The 19,503-nt window shown below is 40.8% G+C and carries 17 protein-coding genes; 7 read left to right on the top strand and 10 right to left on the bottom strand.

Translation table 11 applies throughout. The annotated features are described in order from the left end of the window. Positions 1 to 74: 74 nt before the first annotated feature. The 3 genes from recQ to RMY27_RS10265 all read right to left on the bottom strand — a co-directional run bounded on the left by recQ (position 75) and on the right by RMY27_RS10265 (position 5,706). A complete protein-coding gene (gene recQ, locus RMY27_RS10255) occupies positions 75 to 2,240 on the bottom strand; it encodes a DNA helicase RecQ (protein WP_322662815.1) in 2,166 nt (721 codons plus the stop codon). Positions 2,241 to 2,586: 346 nt separating this feature from the next. Further along, entirely contained in the window at positions 2,587 to 4,161 is a 1,575-nt protein-coding gene (locus RMY27_RS10260) for an AAA-like domain-containing protein (RefSeq protein ID WP_322662817.1), read from the bottom strand. A 138-nt stretch (positions 4,162 to 4,299) separates the two neighbouring features. Further along, a complete protein-coding gene (locus RMY27_RS10265) occupies positions 4,300 to 5,706 on the bottom strand; it encodes an AAA-like domain-containing protein (protein WP_322662819.1) in 1,407 nt (468 codons plus the stop codon). 424 nt (positions 5,707 to 6,130) lie between these two features. Between RMY27_RS10265 and RMY27_RS10270 the strand changes: the two genes are divergently transcribed. The 3 genes from RMY27_RS10270 to RMY27_RS10280 all read left to right on the top strand — a co-directional run bounded on the left by RMY27_RS10270 (position 6,131) and on the right by RMY27_RS10280 (position 8,317). Continuing rightward, a complete protein-coding gene (locus RMY27_RS10270) occupies positions 6,131 to 7,090 on the top strand; it encodes a protochlorophyllide reductase (protein WP_322662821.1) in 960 nt (319 codons plus the stop codon). Between the two features lie 162 nt (positions 7,091 to 7,252). Next, positions 7,253 to 7,384 (top strand): DUF29 family protein, encoded by a 132-nt coding sequence (locus tag RMY27_RS10275; protein ID WP_322662823.1) that lies wholly within the window; start codon positions 7,253 to 7,255, stop codon positions 7,382 to 7,384. A 312-nt stretch (positions 7,385 to 7,696) separates the two neighbouring features. Further along, entirely contained in the window at positions 7,697 to 8,317 is a 621-nt protein-coding gene (locus RMY27_RS10280) for a TMEM165/GDT1 family protein (RefSeq protein WP_322662825.1), read from the top strand. 246 nt (positions 8,318 to 8,563) lie between these two features. Here the strand turns inward: RMY27_RS10280 and RMY27_RS10285 are convergent, their stop codons facing one another. Further along, the gene (locus RMY27_RS10285; RefSeq protein ID WP_322662827.1) at positions 8,564 to 9,457 is read right to left on the bottom strand and encodes a tetratricopeptide repeat protein; all 894 of its coding nucleotides are present in this window, start codon (positions 9,455 to 9,457) and stop codon (positions 8,564 to 8,566) included. A gap of 378 nt (positions 9,458 to 9,835) precedes the next feature. Here RMY27_RS10285 and RMY27_RS10290 point away from each other — a divergent pair, with 378 nt between their 5' ends. Further along, a complete protein-coding gene (locus tag RMY27_RS10290; protein ID WP_322662829.1) occupies positions 9,836 to 10,861 on the top strand; it encodes a hypothetical protein in 1,026 nt (341 codons plus the stop codon). A gap of 149 nt (positions 10,862 to 11,010) precedes the next feature. Here the strand turns inward: RMY27_RS10290 and RMY27_RS10295 are convergent, their stop codons facing one another. From RMY27_RS10295 to RMY27_RS10315, 5 genes are all read right to left on the bottom strand, one after another. Beyond that, entirely contained in the window at positions 11,011 to 12,180 is a 1,170-nt protein-coding gene (locus RMY27_RS10295) for a homocysteine biosynthesis protein (RefSeq protein WP_322662830.1), read from the bottom strand. Positions 12,181 to 12,352: 172 nt separating this feature from the next. Continuing rightward, positions 12,353 to 13,498 (bottom strand): AI-2E family transporter, encoded by a 1,146-nt coding sequence (locus tag RMY27_RS10300; RefSeq protein WP_322662832.1) that lies wholly within the window; start codon positions 13,496 to 13,498, stop codon positions 12,353 to 12,355. 90 nt (positions 13,499 to 13,588) lie between these two features. Beyond that, positions 13,589 to 13,780 (bottom strand): hypothetical protein, encoded by a 192-nt coding sequence (locus tag RMY27_RS10305; RefSeq protein ID WP_322662834.1) that lies wholly within the window; start codon positions 13,778 to 13,780, stop codon positions 13,589 to 13,591. Positions 13,781 to 14,064: 284 nt separating this feature from the next. Beyond that, positions 14,065 to 15,057: a hypothetical protein gene (locus RMY27_RS10310; RefSeq protein WP_322662837.1), complete on the bottom strand. Its 993-nt coding sequence runs from the start codon at positions 15,055 to 15,057 to the stop codon at positions 14,065 to 14,067. Positions 15,058 to 15,404: 347 nt separating this feature from the next. After that, positions 15,405 to 15,590 (bottom strand): hypothetical protein, encoded by a 186-nt coding sequence (locus RMY27_RS10315; protein WP_322662839.1) that lies wholly within the window; start codon positions 15,588 to 15,590, stop codon positions 15,405 to 15,407. A gap of 148 nt (positions 15,591 to 15,738) precedes the next feature. Here RMY27_RS10315 and RMY27_RS10320 point away from each other — a divergent pair, with 148 nt between their 5' ends. From RMY27_RS10320 to RMY27_RS10330, 3 genes are all read left to right on the top strand, one after another. Beyond that, positions 15,739 to 16,929, top strand: a complete 1,191-nt coding sequence (locus RMY27_RS10320; protein WP_322662841.1) for a pyridoxal phosphate-dependent aminotransferase — start codon at positions 15,739 to 15,741, stop codon at positions 16,927 to 16,929. Positions 16,930 to 17,139: 210 nt separating this feature from the next. After that, positions 17,140 to 17,577 (top strand): secondary thiamine-phosphate synthase enzyme YjbQ, encoded by a 438-nt coding sequence (locus RMY27_RS10325; protein WP_322662947.1) that lies wholly within the window; start codon positions 17,140 to 17,142, stop codon positions 17,575 to 17,577. A gap of 183 nt (positions 17,578 to 17,760) precedes the next feature. After that, positions 17,761 to 18,813, top strand: coding sequence for an aromatic ring-hydroxylating dioxygenase subunit alpha (locus tag RMY27_RS10330; RefSeq protein ID WP_322662842.1), 1,053 nt, complete (start codon positions 17,761 to 17,763; stop codon positions 18,811 to 18,813). A gap of 1 nt (position 18,814) precedes the next feature. Here RMY27_RS10330 and RMY27_RS10335 read toward each other — a convergent pair whose 3' ends face one another. Then, entirely contained in the window at positions 18,815 to 19,492 is a 678-nt protein-coding gene (locus RMY27_RS10335) for an SDR family oxidoreductase (protein ID WP_322662845.1), read from the bottom strand. Positions 19,493 to 19,503 lie beyond the last annotated feature (11 nt).

Below are 19,503 nucleotides of genomic sequence, written 5' to 3' on the forward strand. Positions count from 1 at the left end.
GCTGTTGTATTTGAATAAAACAGAATTCAAAAATCATACTAATTAATTTTGAATTCTGTATTCTTCTTCAATCATCACTTGCGATTTTCGCGCCGCCACTTACTCCGCACTAAACGAATTTCATCAAAAGTGTAGCTTTCGCCTAGTTGTTCTTTAATGGGAGTGAGGGAAATGTCACCGAGTACTTCTAAAACTTGCCAAATTTTTTGTTGATGTTCTATAGGTACTAATTGATTTAAATCAACTGGCTGATTTTTCTCAATTAGTTTTTCTAGATGATTGCTAACTGTTGCCGGACTGAGGTTTCGCTTTTGGGCAATTTGAGCTATATTTAAACCTTGTTGATGCAATTGTAATGTCTGCAATTCAGTGTAAGAAGAAGATGAGTTGGCAGAGAATACATAATTATTATTAGCCGATTTATTTTGCAAACCTTTTTCTTGGCGGTAGGCGCGAATTTCTGTAATGAACTTTTCGCCATATTGAGCGAGTTTGTGACTACCTACACCAGAAAGTTTGGCAAATTCAGCTAAGTTTTGGGGTTGCACCTGTACCATCAATTTTAAAGTGGAATCGTGGAAGATGACGTAAGGTGGTACAGATTGCTCATCAGCTAATTGTTTACGTAGCGATCGCAACTTCTGTAATAATATTTCTGCAACTTCTGCTTTTTCACTTTCTGGTTCCCAAGCAATCTTTTGCACTGTGGTTACAGCTAGCGAAACTGTGCGTTGTTTTCGCATGACTTGCCAACTTAAGGCATTTAGTTTTAAAACTGAGTAGCCATCGCTAGTTTGTTCTATTAACCCCTGATGTAAAAGCGATCGCCCCAACATTCGCCATTCATCTACAGTTCTATCTTTACCAATACCGTAGGTAGAAAGTTTATCGTGTTCGTACTGGATAATTTTGTCTTTTTTTGCTCCTCGCAACACATCAATTATGTGTAGCATTCCAAACCTTTCTTTGCAACGCGCCACACAAGATAAAAACTTCATGGCTTCAATTGTCCAATCTTGCACGGGTTTGGGATGACGACAATTGTCACAATTACCGCAATTTCCAAGAAACCTTTCGCCAAAATAACCCAGTTGAATTGTTCGCCGACAATCAGTGCCTTCAGCGTAATCGATCATCTGCCGCAGTTGTTGTTTAGCAATCAACTGTTCTTGAGGATCGGTTTTTTGATCGATACTCCATTCAATTGTTTTAACATCACCAAAGCTGAAAAATATTGTACACCTAGATGGTTCTCCGTCTCTACCGGCTCTACCCGATTCTTGATAATAACTTTCTATATTTCTGGGCAGATCGAAGTGAACTACCAATCGCACATCGGGTTTATTAATTCCCATCCCAAAGGCGATTGTTGCCACCATCACCCGGACATCATCTCGAATAAATCGTGTTTGATTACTACTACGTTCTTCATCACTTAATCCGGCGTGATAAGGCAGAGCAATAACTTTATCATTTTGTAGTTTAAACGTGAGTTCATCAACTTTTTTACGAGTTAAAGAATAAATAATTGTCGAACCTTCAGTTTCTCGAATTAGTTCTAACAATTCAGCGTAAGCATATTTAGTTTTAGGACGAACTTCGTAATAAAGATTTTCACGGTTAAAGCTGGCAAGATGGATGCTTGGTTGCTTTAGTCCTAGTTGTTGAATGATATCACTACGGACGCGATCGGTTGCTGTGGCGGTGAGAGCGACTGTAGGCACATCAGGATAGCGTTTCCGCAGAGATTTTAACTGGCGATATTCTGGACGAAAATCGTGTCCCCATTCCGAAACACAGTGCGCTTCATCAATAGCAAAGCTAGAAATACCGATTTTTTCTTTAACTAAATCGATAAACGGGAGAAACCTTTCACTGAGCAGACGTTCCGGGGCGACGTAGAGTAATTTTACTTTACCGCCGAGGATGGCTTCTTCCCGCGATCGCACTTGGTAAGCGTTCAAACTGCTATTGAGAAATGTCGCGTTAATATTATTATTTCGCAGTGCTTCTACTTGGTCTTGCATCAAAGCAATTAAGGGCGATACTACCACAGTTAGTCCATTTTTCAACAATGCTGGTAGCTGAAAACATAGAGATTTCCCCCCGCCAGTCGGCATCACAACCATTAAATCTCGATTTTGCAGCGCATCTTCGATAATTTGCCGTTGTCCGGGGCGGAATTGGTCATAACCGAAGTGATATTTTAGCGCTTGTTCGAGATGGGGATACTGAAGCATAGCGATCGCTTTTTCGGGGGCTGTCTGCGTTAGTAGTGATTGAAGATATCAGGATTTTAACTCACATCATCGGCAGCTTTGGCCACAACTGCGTTTCTATACGGTGATCGCACGCCGATCAACCATCATACATGATGCGATGTCTACGACGGGCTACGCCTACTCTTGACTTTAAAGACTGTCGCTACAATATTAGCGATCGCACTTGTATTGAGCTAATAAACATCGTCATAAGTAAGTCAGCATTACGACGAGTAAATTTTCGGAAAGCTGTTTTAAATTTGCTCGTGATAATTAACCTATACATCGGATGCACTTGGGGTATTGAGAGTTTTTTTAACGCTCGTTATTCTGAGGTTTCCCTAGCAGTTCTTGATTTTGGACAGTGAGTAAATTGAAGGGGTGTAGTCGGCTCGGCACATTTTAGCTGTGATTCTAAAACATCAATCTTTCGTAAAAGCGATACTCCCCACACTATAGAAATCACCAACTTGATAGTCATACCTACGAGCAAAAGTGTCACTATTGTGGCATTTCTCTTTTGTTGAGCCAGCCTTTTTTGTTGCTCTGCAAGCCTTGCTTCGACTTCTTGAGCACGTTCAGCCTCTAATGCTTGCTGTACTTCTCGCCGATCTAATTCTTCACTAGCAGCTAAAAACCGATAATCTAAGTTGCTCAAGCTTTTACCATTTGCCCACATTTGAGCATCTATCAAGGCTTGTCCACGCAATAGGCGAGATTTATCTTTTTCTTCTGAGGCTATCCATGCATTAAAGGTTTCGTAGTAGGGGCGTAAGTAAGCTAATTTTTTTCCAACCCATTCTAAATTGAAAACTTCTTGATAGATTCGATTTTTTATTTTGAGACAACCTTGTTTTTTGATTACCAAACCAGACAGCAACAGTTCTACCTGTTCTCGACTATCGTCGGCTGGTACTTTCAATCCTTGGAGGATTTGTTGATAAATTCCTAACAATCTGGCGGCAAATTTTTCATTTCTGAGGATACGATCGCGAATAGTTCGTAAATGTTCTGGTTCATCTTGTGATTCCCATTTCTCAATGATGTACGATCGCACCACATTTTCTATCCAAAATTCTTCTGTGCCAGGGGGAATTTTCAGCTTTCTACCCACATCATCTTGAGATAAACTCACAAGTAGCCGACACAGCTTTTGAGTAAGAAATGGTTGCCCATCTGTCCAAGCTAATACTTCTTTCAAAACTTTCTGAGGATGATTGTCTTTAATATCTAGCCCCAAAGAAAGTGGTTGAGCTTCTTCAAAGGTGAAACCATTTACTTGGATGGTTTTACCAAGATTAAACGGGGTAGTATTATTTTGATATATAATTAAGTCTGAAGGTGTAGCAACCCCAAAAATTGCAAATGTAATCCGATAATACTCTGGATTTATTGCTCGTTGATTGTAACAGAACCGAATCAAATTAAAAAAGTCATCCACAGAGAAATCGAGGCTTAGTATACTATCAATTTCATCAATAAAAATAAATAGTTTTTCGTTAGGAAACTGAGTTAACAAAATGTCTGAAATAAATCGACTGGTTTTCTGAACTAAAGAAAGATCGTTTTGTTCTTGCCACCAGGTTTTTAAATTAACTTTTCCTAAAAGTTTAAAACTCAACCATAAATCGCCGACAACTCCTTTATACCACTGTTCTGGAGTTATATTTTCACAACCAATATTAGTCATATCAACAGTGGCACATCTAAAGCCCTCTTTTTGCAAGCGGTGCTTTGTTTTCACCATAAGTGAGGATTTACCCATTTGTCTACAGCTTAAAATGTGGCAAAATTCACCCTGTTTTAAAGCTTCGTAAAGTTCCACATCCGCTCTCCGCTGAACATAGCTAGGAGCGTCATTAGTAAGAGTACCACCAACTTGGTATCGATAATTTTTCATTTAATTTATTTGTAATTTTAAATTTCTTCTATATTTCAATCAGGAAATTTGCATAGCTAAATTTGATAAATTATCATAATCCCGATGAAATATTAGGTTCATAGTAAAAACTTTATTATTTACTATGAACTCTTAAAACTAGTGTGAAAGTTTAATAGAAGTATTAGCACTATTTTGCTTTCCAAACTGTTGACTAAAATAAAGACGATATAATTCGCACATGGCACTAGCTTGATTGCCGTTTAGTTGAACCAAACCCATACTTTCTAGTTTGTAAGCAGCGATCGCATCTAACTCCACTTTTTCATCTGTTGCAATTACCTGTTCCATAGCTGACATTAATTCTGGTTCTTCTTGCAGTAGTGTCAACAGTTCTCGTAAATGCTGACCGTAAATTCCTACTGGTGTAGATGCAGTTTCTAATAACACCTCTAGCGTCATTCCACTCTGACATAGATGATAAAATGCAAGGCTCACCAGATAGGGATGTCCTCCTACCATTGCTTGTAGGGGTGCAAGGCGTTTTGCCCCTTCCGAGTTTCCTGCCCAATCTAGCCCGTAACGTAATGCTAAACTCTGTACTTGCTTAAGGGTAAATGGTGGCAGTGTAATTGTTATGCCTACATTGAAAGGCGATTGATTGAGCTTAAGCGGAATATAAATTTCTGTGGTGTGAACCACTACCATCCGTAGTTTTTGCCAAGTTTGATCTTGCTTTGCTTGTTCATGCCAAAATCGCAGCATTGGCAGAAAGTCTTGGGCAATTTTGGGATGTTCAAAAATCCGATGAACTTCATTCAAAGCCAAAACTAAAGGGCTATCATTAATGTATTGCAACAGATAAGCTTCAAAATAGATTTTGCAGCTTACCTTGCTGCCCATTTCTATATCCCAAAAATCATCTATACAAGGAAAGAGATTTAACTGCCTACTGACATTTACACAAAACCAACGCAAAAATTTATCCAGGCAAGCAAAAACGTCTTGGTCAGCTTCTTGAAAGTCTAAATAGACAATTTGATAATCTTGCTCTTTAGCATAAGCAATCATCCGATTGAGTAGAGAACTTTTTCCCATCTTTCTAGGTGCTTTCAGCCTGATTAAGCAACCAGGGTGTAAAATCTCATTACAAACAAGTTCTTCCAGGGAAGGGCGATTGATATATAGATGAGAAGCTAGTGCTACAGGGCCGCTAGGAAATTCTATCTTGCTTGCTGAAAAAAAGTCTGGAGAAACAATTTCTAAGCTAGATTCTTCACCGAACTTTTCTTGAATCTGGTTTTCTTGATTACCTAACTCGTCTTGTAAGTATTTATTCAAGGCTAAATGCAAATTTTTTTTCGTTATTCTTTTTCCAAGTGCGATAGAAAGGTCTTGCCACAACTCAGAACCAACTTCCTTGATGTAATTGTTGCCGTAGCCTGATACCTCTGCCATCTCACCATAAGTTTTACCTAACCACGATTGATAAAGCACAAACCACTGAATTGAATCGAGAGGCTTGTCTTGGAGAATTTTTTTTACAGATTGTAGAAGCTTATCCACAGTGTATAAATTGTTAAACAGGTAGGCAACTTACTTATAGCGGTTATCGGTTGAGTAAAGTATGAGAACCTCACCCCAACCACCTCCCCACAAGCGAGAAGGTAACTATGATGTACCTTATGTGATTAGGAAACGCTATATAATTTTTGGCCCACTAATAATATACATCTGAAAAAATACTTGAAACCAGAAAAATTAAAGATTGCATTGATACAATTTTAAACGCTATTAATAGCTCGCAAATATTATTGTAATTATATTTTTTTGCTAAGTTTTTGTATAATTAGATACTTTTTTATTGACGATTATTCTCTGTTATTTGGAGTAGGAAGTTAGTTCAGGCTAATGTAGCCTTGAAAAAGCTGATGAGAATCATGGCTCACTGGTATGAGATCCTAGAGACAGTCAATGGAGTGCGAACACAATGGAACAACATCAGAAGCCAACGGTTGTAATTACGGGTGCCTCTTCGGGGGTGGGTTTGTATGCTGCAAAAGCTCTTGCTGATAAAGGATGGTATGTGGTGTTAGCCTGTCGGGATTTAGCGAAGGCACAAAAAGCTGCTCAAGATGTGGAAATTCCCTACAACAGTTATACCAGCATACATATTGACCTTGGCTCCTTGGAAAGTGTTCGACAGTTTGTGAAGAACTTCCGAGCCACTGGCAAGTCTTTAGACGCTTTGGTGTGCAACGCTGCAATTTATATGCCCTTAATCAAAGAGCCGTTACGCAGCCCAGAAGGTTACGAGTTAACTGTCACTACTAATCATCTAGGGCATTTCTTATTGTGCAACCTGATGCTAGAGGATCTGAAAAAATCTTCTTTAGAGCCAAGGCTGGTAATATTAGGAACAGTCACGCACAATCCAGACGAACTAGGTGGAAAAATTCCACCACGTCCCGACTTAGGCGATTTGCAAGGCTTTGCAGAAGGGTTTAAAGAGCCAATATCGATGATTGATGGCAAGAAATTTGAACCAGTCAAAGCTTACAAAGACAGCAAGGTTTGCAACGTGCTGACTATGCGGGAACTGCATGAGCGCTTTCACGAGTCAACTGGTATCGTCTTCAATTCTCTTTATCCGGGATGTGTTGCAGAAACGCCGCTATTTAGAAACCACTATCCCCTGTTTCAGAAAATCTTCCCATTATTCCAGAAGTATATTACTGGGGGATATGTGTCTCAGGAGTTGGCGGGAGAAAGGGTTGCTGCCGTAGTTGCCGATCCTGAGTATAATCAATCCGGTGTCTATTGGAGTTGGGGAAATCGCCAGAAGAAAGATGGCAAGTCTTTTGTGCAAAAAGTCTCTCCTCAAGCCCGCGATGACGACAAAGGCGATCGCTTATGGGAACTAAGCGCCAAGTTGGTTGGAATTGCATAATGGAATATGATTTGGCGTTACCCTTGTGCATGATTCATCGATTCATCAATCCACTTTTTTAAATTGGCATCATGTAGAGGTAAAAATGGTTGAGGTGATTATTACGTCACCTCTGACTTTATTAATAGCTTTATTTTAAGTAGCGCTACAGAGCCAATACAGTTGTTAAAAAAGCTATTATTTAGTGCGGTTAAGCAAGCAAAAACTGAAACTGGCTTATCAATGGAATCGTTTCCTCTGAACTGCCCATACCAGCTAGTAGAAGTCACAGATGATGAGTTTTTACCTCAATAAGCCCTGAATCGGTCTGTATCTCACACTTCACTCTACAGTTATACCTCTATATTGGCTACTCTCTTGACTTAATACATGGAAAATATGTATAATGACGGACGCATAGAAGGGGAGTAGCTGCTGGCAAAAAAACTTGAAAGCCAGTACATCTGAATCAACATACTGGCGATGAGCCTGGTTCAGATGGCAAGTAATCAAATATTTGAAAGCGAGACCTTCACTAAGTTCACACCGAAAAGTGTAAACTTGGTGAGGTCTTTTGGTTCTCATCAAGCTTCACATCGGTAAACGATTCTTCAGGAGCTTGAGAGAGTGTTAACAGCTTTTACCGCAGGTTTATTACTAATTACAGTTTCAGAACTAGGCGATAAAACATTTTTTATTGCTGTGATTTTAGCAATGCACCACCCGCGGCGGCTGGTATTTATAGGTGTGACAGCTGCTTTGGCGGCGATGACAATCCTTTCGGTGATATTTGGACAAGCGGTATCTTTTTTACCAAAAGTTTTTATTCATTACGCTGAAATAGCTTTATTTATTGCCTTTGGTATCAAGCTGTTGTATGACGCTAGTAAGATGTCTGCTGCTGCTTGTGATACTGAAGTTGTACAAGAAGCAGAAGCTGCGGTGAAACAAGCCGATTTGCAGTTACCAAAGCAAAAGACTGGATTGGCAATTGTTGTAGAAGCCTTTGCGTTGACATTTATGGCAGAGTGGGGTGATCGCACCCAAATTGCCACTATTGCCCTAGCAGCAGGCAATAACCCCATTGGAGTGACAATAGGTGCAATTTTAGGACATGCTATTTGTGCTGCGATCGCAGTTATCGGCGGCAAAATGATTGCCGGACGCATTTCTGAGCGTCAACTCACCCTGATTGGCGGATGTCTGTTTTTAGTATTTGGTATTGTTGCTGCCATTGAAGGAGCGTGAGGGAAAGAAGCAGGTGAGCAGAGGAGCAGAGGAGAGGTAGGAGTAAGTCTTTCCCCTCTGCCCCAATACTTCTCGGGTTTTGGGAAAAAGGGGAAAGGGAAAAGGGAAAGAAAAAACCTTTAACCCTTACCCTTTACCCTTTACCCCAAACCCGATTCCGAGTTAAAAATGCAAAACCCGAGAAGTATTGCCCTCTGCCCCTTTGCACCTCTGCCTTTTGTGCCCCATGCCCATACCCTATGCCCATTACTTAGGCGTACTTTCCGGTAAAGATGCGGGAGAGTTAGCAGATTTAGGAATGGGAGAAACCGTTCCTGCCTTCTTAATTTCGTCTCTGTACTTAGCAGGTGCTAAAGCTGCGGCACTATCAAATAAAGGTTTTGCATCTGCGTCTTTGCCCTGTTGTTTCAGGAGCATCGCTTTTGCCACGACGGGGCGAAAATCCTTGGGATCTTTCTTAATTGCCTGGTCATAAACAGAGCTAGCTTGAGCATAACGTTTCTGGGAAGCATGAACAGAACCTAACAGCACCTGCACGGCTACTATATCTACACTACCAGGCTGAATTGTATTTGCTTGGGCTGCATTAGCGAGGGTTTCTTGCAACAAACCAATGGCTGCTTCGGGTCGTTGCTGACTGATCAATAAAGCCACCATTCCTTGCAAAGCTTTCAAATCACCTGGTTTCGTGGACAAAATCGAGCGATAAGCTTGAGCAGCTCCTTCGCGATCGCCAATTTGCTGTTTGGCTTGAGCTAGTAACACTGAATATTCTGACTGTTCGGGATTCAACTTGGCTAGCTTTTCTAGGGGTTCAATGACAACTTGGATATCAGCTGGTTTAACCTCACTTTTATCTTTTTGACTCAGTAATTGCAGCCGTGCCTGTAATAAACCCTTAAGCGCAGTCTGATTTTCTGGTTCTCTTTGCAAAACCTGTTCATAACCCCGTACTTCGTCTTCCAGTTTTGATTTTTGGTCAGCGGAGGTCAAACTGCCTCTAGTGCTAGCGGTATTTTGGTTTGAGGGTGGCGTATTATTAAATGCTCCAATTATGGGAATCACCGAAACACCCACAAAAGCAAGAATTGCCACCGCTAAGACGACTTGAACTATCCAACGATTACGCGGTTGAGACACAATTTTGTCTTTCTCCTAAATTTTAATGACATTATCATTTACACAAATCGTAAAGTTAAAAATTTCCAAAACTTTGCGGAATACCGCCAATTGCCTGTGAATTTTATAACAATTAACTATCCACACTGCTAAAGTAAGTGATGACTTTAGGAGGAGCCGTCAGAATTGTAGCTATGATATGCTTCCGAAACTAGTGTAAAGCCGCTAAATTAGACATTTAGTGTTTATACATTAAATTTAGCGCCTTTAGGATTGTATAGAGTACCCTAGTGTGATTTTGTGAAAAGCCAATATACTTTCATCAGTCGCACAAATGCTCTTTCCAGCTGCCTTTGTAAAATCCCACAATGGGATGTGTCTCCGCCGCAAGGAGTTTTTATGAATTCCGACCTGATGCCGTTGCCTGAATCTTCCAATTCTTCTGCCTCTAACCAGGGCCCAACTAATGTAGAGGCAGCCGCTAATGTTCATATAGCAGCCCAGCCCTCTAAACAAGTTGACAATTTGCCTGTCAACCCCAGCGAAACTGACTCAAATGGGAACTTGATTAATCGCCAGCAACCGATTCCGCCTCCCAGCGAACCGATGCAGTATCGAGCGATCGGGTTAGTCCGGGGTCGCTATCATGCTAGTAGCGAACAATTTACTCAAGGTACTCTGCTGACTCCAGATGGTGTAGAACTCAATGCCGTCCTCCTAGGCCGGATTATGAGCTTAGTCAAGAATCATCTAGACTTAGAAAAAGAACACTTGTGGGTAGTATATCCACGTACCAGACAAGAAAATGATACCTTGCATATCCAAATCGTCGGAGTTTGGGAGCCAGAAAATCTGGCTAAAAACTCAACAGATGAGGACGAATCGGATTTTGAGTTGCAATTACAGACACTCGATGATGGCTTATCCGAGAACTCTGAACTAAATACAACTGCCCCCAGACCTTCATCAGAAGTTGCAGATGGTGGTTTTTCTGTTCGTGGTGAAGTAGTATACCAATCTTTTGATGCTAAAAGTTTGGTAGTCAAAATTAGGCAGGCTCCACGCAAATCAACTGATAAACCCAAGTATTTTAAGTTGAAATTGAGGGGTGTGCTAACTACTAAAGCAGTGGGAAAATTCTGGGACTTCCAAGCCAAGAGGGAAGCAGACGTTTTAGTAGTAGAAAAAGCTGAAGCGATCGCTGATTTACCCAAAAAACGCAAACCACCATTTAAAGGTGGGCCTCGTGCTGGCAGCGGTGGTGGTGCTGGTGGTAGAAAACCATTCCCTCCCAGACGCACTGGCGAAACTCCTCGTCCCATCAAGAAAACAAGTACAGGCGGCGACCCTTCAGTGGTGTCAAAACCTATACCAAGAACACCCGCTCCTAAACCCATCAAGCGACCGAAACCGACTCAAGAGTAGGTATGGGGCATTGGGCATGGGGTATGGGGCATGGGGCACAATAGGCAGAGGTGCAGAGGGGAAAGGCTTACTCCTACTTCTCCTCAGTCACTGAGCGTTGGTCATTGAGCGTAGCCGAAATGAGCCGAAGTCCTGCTCCCCTGCTCCAATCAAAAATCCGTCCGACGGTCTTGGGGTAGAAAAGATCGCTCCATCGGAATTGGGGAAACTGGTTCTGTAAGGGTAAACGTACCTGCTTCGATCCACTTTTTCAACTCTAGGGCGACTTGCCTAGAAAAAAACAAACTCGCTAAGGGGGCTGAGCGTACTGCTTTGCCCTCTATGGTGATCCACCCAGATTTGAGTTGGGCGTAACTTACCAAACCAAAGGTGGGACGGACGCGCCGGGGAATGGAAAAATCCACTATTGGGGCTACTAATTCTTGATCTTGGACGGCGCAGTGTTCAATTACTTGTTCATTTAATACAGGTAGTGGTACACCAACCCCTAACATTAATGATGGGCCATAACTTTTGAAGTAACACCCCCGCACCCAATGAGCATCCATTTGCTTGGCATCACCAATTAAAGCTAAGGTGGCAGAAGGCCCAATTGGTGTACGATTAGCTAAACGCTTTTGCAAGGGGAAGTGCTGAGTGCCTTCCCAAGCGACATAGCCAATACCGCCGCCTAAAAAAATTCGAGTACCTATACCAACGAGTTGCAAATCGGGGTCGTTGAGTAAGGGGGAAATCGCACCAGGATTAGAATAAACAGCATTCCCCAGACGCGGTTGTAAAGGACCGAGATAGGTGAAGAGGGGGCGATCGCCACCATTTACACCAACAATAAAATTTTGATAAAGATTGCGCGGATTGAATAAATAAAACTGATTAATTGTGTCACTGGTAATTGTAGTTTCAAAATTTGCTCTGGGGTAACAATCTGTTACTTGTCCTTGCGCTTTCACGTGTATAGATTTACCAGCAATCAAATCTTCGATTATATGACCACCACCACGTTCTCGCACTTCTTCCCCATCTGTCGTCTCCACAGGGCAACTCGCACCCAAATATAAATCTACTGCCCCAAAACCAGAGTATGCTGGCACGCCATCTAACCAACAACGGCGAATTTTTATTGGGGGATCGGTATGTCCCAGATTAATAATTGCACCACTTGATTCCATCGGCTCAAAAGTACCAGTGGTAATTACATCAACTTCTTTAGCAGCTTTAATAACACCGATTTCTACAACTCGTGCTTTTAATTCTTCAGTTGTCAACACCACCGCACGTTGGCGCTTAATTTTCTCGTTAATTTCTGCAATTGTTCGCATCTTCTCAGTGCTTGCGCTTCCTGCTGAATGGTGAATGGGGAGAAAGACTCAAAAGTATGAGATTTCCAACTTATAAAAAAAGTTGGGAATCTTATTGTTTTTTCACTCCAGCACTCATTATCCCAATCGCTTCAAAATTTGCAAAATTTCATATAACTCCAAGTGACTAATCTTATTTTTTCAAGATATCATCATCAATCGAGGGATTATCATTTCTATCTGGATTTTCTGCCGTCCAATTATCATCTGTTTCAGGAGATTCAGACACTATTACAAACTCAGTCTCTTTTTTATGATGATTTCCCCATTCATCTAAAACATCTTTAATTAACACCTCTTGTAACCAAATCTTAGCGACAACAGTTAAAGGTAGCGCTAGGAATAATCCTAAAAAGCCAAAGAAAGTTACGAAAAATAGCTGGGCTATTAAGGTGATAGCGGGTAGCAATGAGACTTGATGCGCCATGACAACAGGCGTAATGAAATTACTCTCAATCTGTTGAATAATAAAGTAGAGAATCAAGACAGCGATCGCTTTCCAAGGTTCATCTAAGAAAGCGATCGCCATTGCTGGGATTACACTCATTGTTGGCCCCAAATTGGGAATCAAGTTAAAAAATCCCGCTAAAACCGATAAAGCAAGTGCTGCCTTGACATGCAAAATTGATAACCCAATCAAACTCATCACCCCCACTACAAAGATGGCAATGAAAGCGCCTGTAATCCATCCCTCCAAAGAGACTTCACATTTATCTAAAATCCCATCTACCCGCCGCCGATAAAATGAGGGGAAAAGCCGCACAAATACTTTGCGGTAAGCCACGGGGTCCGCTAAGATCATTCCTGTTAAAACCAATACTAGCAAAATCTTGAGGACAACTTCCAAAGAGCCAGATACAAAGGCAAAGGAGTTTCCCAGTAGCCGATTGGCGAAGGGCTGTACTTGTTGGATGAGACTATTGATATCTGGGATATAAGGAACTAACTGGTCAGGAATACGAGTTCTCAAAGCATCAAGCCAACTATTAAAGCGTCCAAAGCCTTTAGGAACTTGATAGGTTAATTCTTGAAACTGCTGGGCAAATGGCGGTACAATAAGCCAGAAAAAACCCACGATACCTGCGAAAAAGATAGCTACTGCTAAGAGGACGGCGAATCCACGCCTCATCCCCAATCTTTGAAAGCGTTTAGCTAGGCGATTTAAGGTGGTGGCTAACACAACTGCGGCAAACATCAGCAAAAGCACTTCCCGAATTTGCCACAGGATGTATAAACAAAGAAGTATGGCGATTAAGCCGATCCATTGACCCAGGTTCACAGGCTAACTCCCAACGGTTGGCAAGATGCAATTTTCTTGTAATTCAGCTAGGTTAGCTGATTTTAGGAACTTGTGCGTAGATAGTTTGAGTTAATTTTGTTTTTGTGCTTGAAATCGCCACAGTAGAGCGATCGCTACCATCGCAATCGGCAACAATACTATAATCAGCGCGTTGGTTGCTGTCGCCGGAATTGGTAGACTTGGCCCTGCATACTTAATCAATACTGATAAGAAAGCCGAGAGTAAAAGCAGTTTTAGAATTAATCCTAGTTGATTTTTCATAAAAGTACGGCAATACAGATTTTTGTGGTACATACAAATTTGCGTTGTACCCTGTAGTTTCTAGAATAAACCCACAGATACAATCCTTGTAGTTTTCACAAAAATATAATTTCCAGTACCTGTCAGGAGCGAAGGATGTGAAGTGCGATCGCTATTACACGTTGTTAGTGCTGCCTGAACCTCAGACAGCACATTATACACTATTAAAGCTTTACAGAAAGTAACCAAAGCAGCCTTTGATTAATTCAAGTTAAGCACAAATAAATGCAGAGTTTTAGCAAACTTTATTTGCTCCGACCTGGCTCAATTCTATATTTAGCTTTAATCAATTCAGGCATTTCTATCAAAAGTTTTTTCACTCTAGCTTGAATATATTTAGGATTTTTAGGTACACGTTTAGCTATATATCTTAATAAAGCAATCTGATAGCCAAACTTATATTTAATTGTGGTAAATATATTAGACTTGGCCTCGTTGCCTGAACCATTGTCTATGTTTTTTAACTTTGATACTTCACGACGATATACGGGATGTTCTCCCCAAACACAGGCAAAGTGTACAAGAGCAGGAGATACCACCTGATTGTATTTTTGAAAAGTAGATTTACCTGTAATCGCATCTATATCAAAAGAACCACGAAGACCGATAGGTGTTCGCATCGTCTGACCATTATCTTCAAACATACTTTGATTGTGTAACATCATAGCTAGACCAAAAATACGTTCATCATTAGGGCCATCACCACGAAATTCACTAATACCTAGCTTTTTCCAGTCTCTTGAAAATTCTAGTGCTGTTTCAAAAAATGCCTTAGTAGTATCGTTTTTTTCAAAATAATAGAGACCTCCATTAAATCTAGGTAATTTTGTCAAATTAAATTGTTTGAGTGTGTTATCTACATCCATGAATTTATCTTTATCACCTGCTTGAAGATATTCATTACCTACCACACTAAAACTTCTGCCTTTAAAATCATCAAAAATAAAGTTAATATCTCTTACTGCTATGCAATCACTATCAATACAAAGTGTATATTCAAATGGAGAATAATCATAAACATGAAGCTTTTGTTTGACGTTAGAACCGTATTCCTCTCTAAGATTTATAACGTAATCATAAAGTTCTAGTAAATCTTTATCGTTTTTATTATCAGTAACAATAGCACGCGGAACATTTGGTGAATGAAGACGTAGAGAACGTGCTAATGACTTTGCCATTTCAAGATAATAAGACGCTCCGTAAGCATATGTGATAATACCACGTTGTGAAATCAACATTATTTTTTACTAATTAGTAGTAACCAAGCTTTAGTTGTCTAGCTGCATTCTACCTTACACGCCAAAGAACGAATATCTACTAATATCAACTAAGCTTAAATTTTATATAAAGTGTCCGTAAAGTATGGTTTAAATTTTATTCTAATCTATTGACACCAACCTATCTATACTTTGAAAAAAAATTCAAAGTATAGATAGGTTAAAACAAAAAGCGATATGTACAGCAATAAACAACACAGATATCGAATTTTATATTCATCCAAGCCTAAAATTAAATGTAGAAAATAGATTTTTATTACATCTATTAACTTGATATTAGTTGCTTGCAAAAAATCAATTATCCCAAATTATTTGTATATTTGTATGGGCGCAAGGTCTTGCGCCCATACTATGGAATGTTTTTTAACTGGAAGTCCCTTAAAATCAGTTCTTTGACGATCGCGATGCAACGCTAAACTTTCCACAGCTTGGAGTATTGGTATAACTTTGATTTTGACTTCGGGAATTGAGATAGTAGCAAGTAAACATTTCATTAATTTGCAATGGTGAGACAGTCGCTCAAAGGGGGTTGCCCCCATGAGGAAATGCCGAACCCGAAGGGGTGCTTTATTTCCACTGTGCTGTACTAGTTGCTTATTCCCTATTAAGAGATACTAAAAGCAGGTATATAGGCAAGAAAATATGGAATCCCTTACCTCTCGTATGCAGGCGGTACAATCGCCAATTATTCCTGTGGTTGGGGAACTGATTAAAAACTCTCCTGGAACCATTTCTCTAGGACAAGGTGTTGTTTCTTACAACCCACCACATGAAGCAATAGAATTTTTAGCTAAATTCTTAGCCGAACCCGCTAATAATTTATACAAATCAGTAGAGGGAATTCCCCCTTTACTGACAGCACTTGCGGAACAATTGCAAGCCTTCAACGGGATTGAAATCAATGAGGAAAACTGTATCGTTGTGACAGCAGGGAGCAATATGGGATTTATGAATGCCATTCTTGCTATCACTAATCCAGGCGACGAAATTATTCTGAACACACCCTACTATTTCAACCACGAAATGGCGATCGCAATGGCTGGTTGTCGTCCGGTATTAGTGGCCACAGATGAAAATTACCAACTGCGTCCAGAAGCGATCGCTCAAGCAATTACTCCCAAAACACGCGCTGTGGTGACAATTTCACCCAATAATCCCACTGGAGTTGTCTATCCTGAAGCCGCATTACGCCAAGTAAATCAAATTTGTGCTACTCACAGTATTTACCACATCAGCGATGAAGCATATCAATTCTTTACCTATAACGGGGTAAAACACGTTTCACCTGGGTCATTTGATAATAGCAGTGAGTACACCATTTCTCTCTATAGTTTTTCTAAAGCATACGGTTTTGCCAGTTGGCGCATTGGCTATATGGTGATTCCCAAACACTTACTTGTCGCCGTTAAAAAAGTCCAGGATACAATTTTGATTTGTCCGCCAGTCATTTCTCAATATGCAGCTTTAGGGGCATTGCAGGCAAAAGAGGATTATTTGAAGAGTCATATAGGAGCGTTGGCGCACCCCGCCGTAGGCATCGCTCAAGTACGCCAACTAGTATTAGACTCCCTCAACCGTCTACAAGGCTTATGTAGCATTATTCCCGCAGATGGCGCTTTCTACTTTTTCCTCAAAGTTCATACCCAAATGGATGCTTTTGAGTTAGTCAAAAGACTGATCCAGGAACATAAAGTAGCAGTTATTCCAGGTACAACCTTTGGTATGGATGACGGATGCTACCTACGTGTTGCCTATGGGGCGCTGCAAAAAGAGACAGCAAAAGAAGGTATAGAAAGATTGGTACAGGGTTTGGAAACTATAGTTACAAGTTAGAAGTCATTCAATTCCTGCCTCCTTCAAGAAGACGTTAAGCTGTGTTAGTCTACCTAATACAGAACAGCGGAAATAAACATACGATTTCAAATGACGCAAGAGCTTAGAATATAATTATTTTGACTTTTGACACTTCGACTCCGCTCAGTGTTAACTTTTGACTTCTTCCTTGCGGTACTCGTCCGCAATCCCAAATATAAAATTCAACAGATGCCAATTATTAATAAGTTAATTGAAATTGAAACTGAGCCAAAAATTAATATTCATAATATCACCCCACAAATTCAAGATTTTATTGCCTCAACATCAATTAAAAATGGACAAGTTTTAGTATTTTCTCAACACACAACAACAGCGTTGTCTATCAATGAAAATGAAATCAGATTATTAGAAGATATAAAAGTATTCTTGCAAAAAATAGCACCGGAATCAGACAGCTATTTACATAATGACTTGCATTTAAGAGATGTCCCAGAAGATGAGCCGATTAATGCTCACTCTCATTTAATGGCAATGATGCTGACCACGAGTGAGATAATTCCCATTGTGGATGGTAAATTAGCTTTGGGAACCTGGCAATCTGTATTGTTTTTTGAGTTGGATGGGCCGCGTAAAAGAACGGTATTTGTACAGATTTCTGGCGAATAATCCAATTTCACACCCGCAATGCTTTTAGAACAACCTAAATCTGAGAGAATTACGAACACGACTAATAAGTACATCAGTTGAACTTACCTACAGTAATTAAAAACCTGAAAGAATGTTTTCCAGCATCACCTTCCTTTCCACAAACCAGGACTTTTGTTGTGTCAAAGGCAGAGGCCATTAGTTATGAAAAATAACGATAATTTTGTATTACGTAATACTTGGTACTATGCTCTGCCTAGCGATCGAATCAAGCCAGGTATGATGATCAGCCGCATTTTCTTGGGAGAACCTGTGCTGTTAGTTCGCAGTCAGGATGGCAAAGTGTCTGCAATGACAGACATTTGTCCCCATCGTGGTGTGCCCTTGAGTTGTGGGAGATTCAATGGGCAGGAAGTTGAATGCTGTTATCACGGTTGGCGCTTTAACTCTGCTGGGCGCTGTACTGCGATACCTTCTCTTGTGGAGGAGCAGCAAATGGATTTGAGTCGCTTCGACGTGCAGTCATATAGTATTCGCGAAGCCCAAGGGAATATCTGGATATATATGCCCGATCCCGATAACCCTCAACCTGCATCTGAGATGGAAATTCCGGTAATTCCAGGGTTTGATGGGCGATCGCACCAGTTTGTAGAAGTAGTAAAATTTCCTTGTTTTATAGATCATGCAGTAGTAGGTCTGATGGACCCGGCTCATTCACCCTACGTTCATCGTGCTTGGTGGTGGCGAAATGAGCAATTGCACGAGGAAGTAAAGCAATTTGATGCTTCGCCCTACGGCTTTACGATGCGACGACACCGATTACCAGCAAATGGGGGTCGATTATACTGGCTGATTGGCGGTGGTGTCCCAGAAACGGAGATTTCCTTTCGTTTGCCTGGAGTCAGAATTGAAGAAACCACCATTGGTAATAATCGAGTCGTTAATTTGACGGCAGTTACACCAATTTCAGACACAGAAACTGAAGTAACTTTTGCTCTTTACTGGACACTTCCTTGGGTGGGATTTTTCAAGCCACTGTTACACGTACTAGCGCGGACTTTCATTGGCCAAGACCGAACGGTTGTGGAAAAACAGCAAATTGGTTTGAAATATAATCCTGTGCTGCGGCTGATTAAAGACTCAGATATGCAGGCACAGTGGTATTACCAGTTAAAGCGGGAGTATGCTCGTTCTGTTGCTGAAAGACGAGAATTTGTCAATCCTGTCAAGGGTCAAATACTGCGCTGGCGTGCTTAAATTACTCCAAAGAAAATTCGGCAAATTCTCCTTGCCCGAATAGCATATTTCGGTCTACGGCTGACAAGACTTTATTATTGGCACGTTGGCTATTTAAAGAGCGAACAACTAACTGCGCCACATCTGCACGATTGATGCTACCAATAATGTGCGGATCTTCAGTCAAAACACCATTACCCGTTGCTGGTTCTGACTTGAGTCCACCAGGACGGATGATTGTATAGGTGAGTCCACTGGCAATTAAGTGTTGTTCGGCTTTGTCTTTCTCAGCTAAAACTTTTCCCAGTACCTCTAAAACTTGGGGTGACGCAGCAACAACACTACTGCCAGCACCTATGGAAGATACAAGAATAAACTTTTGCACTCCAGCTTTAACTGCTGCATCGATTAGATTTCTATTACCAGGGTAATCCGGCCTTTCTACATCTGAAGGTAAACCGCCAATTGTACTAATAACGGTGTGAATAGGTTCATCTGTCACGATTGCGCGTTCGACATCGCCAATATTCAAGGCATCTCCCTGAACTACTTCAATACCCATTGCTTCTAGCTCACTAGCAACTGTTGCTGTTCTCAGGAGTGCTTTAACCTTTAGCTGTTGAGATGTCAGATATTGAGCAATTTCTCGACCAACACCGCGACTTGCTCCAGCGAGAAAAATATAAGATCCAATTGTCATAATAAATTTAA

It is taken from the genome of Nostoc sp. DedQUE09, from assembly GCF_034530915.1.
Lineage (GTDB): Bacteria > Cyanobacteriota > Cyanobacteriia > Cyanobacteriales > Nostocaceae > Nostoc.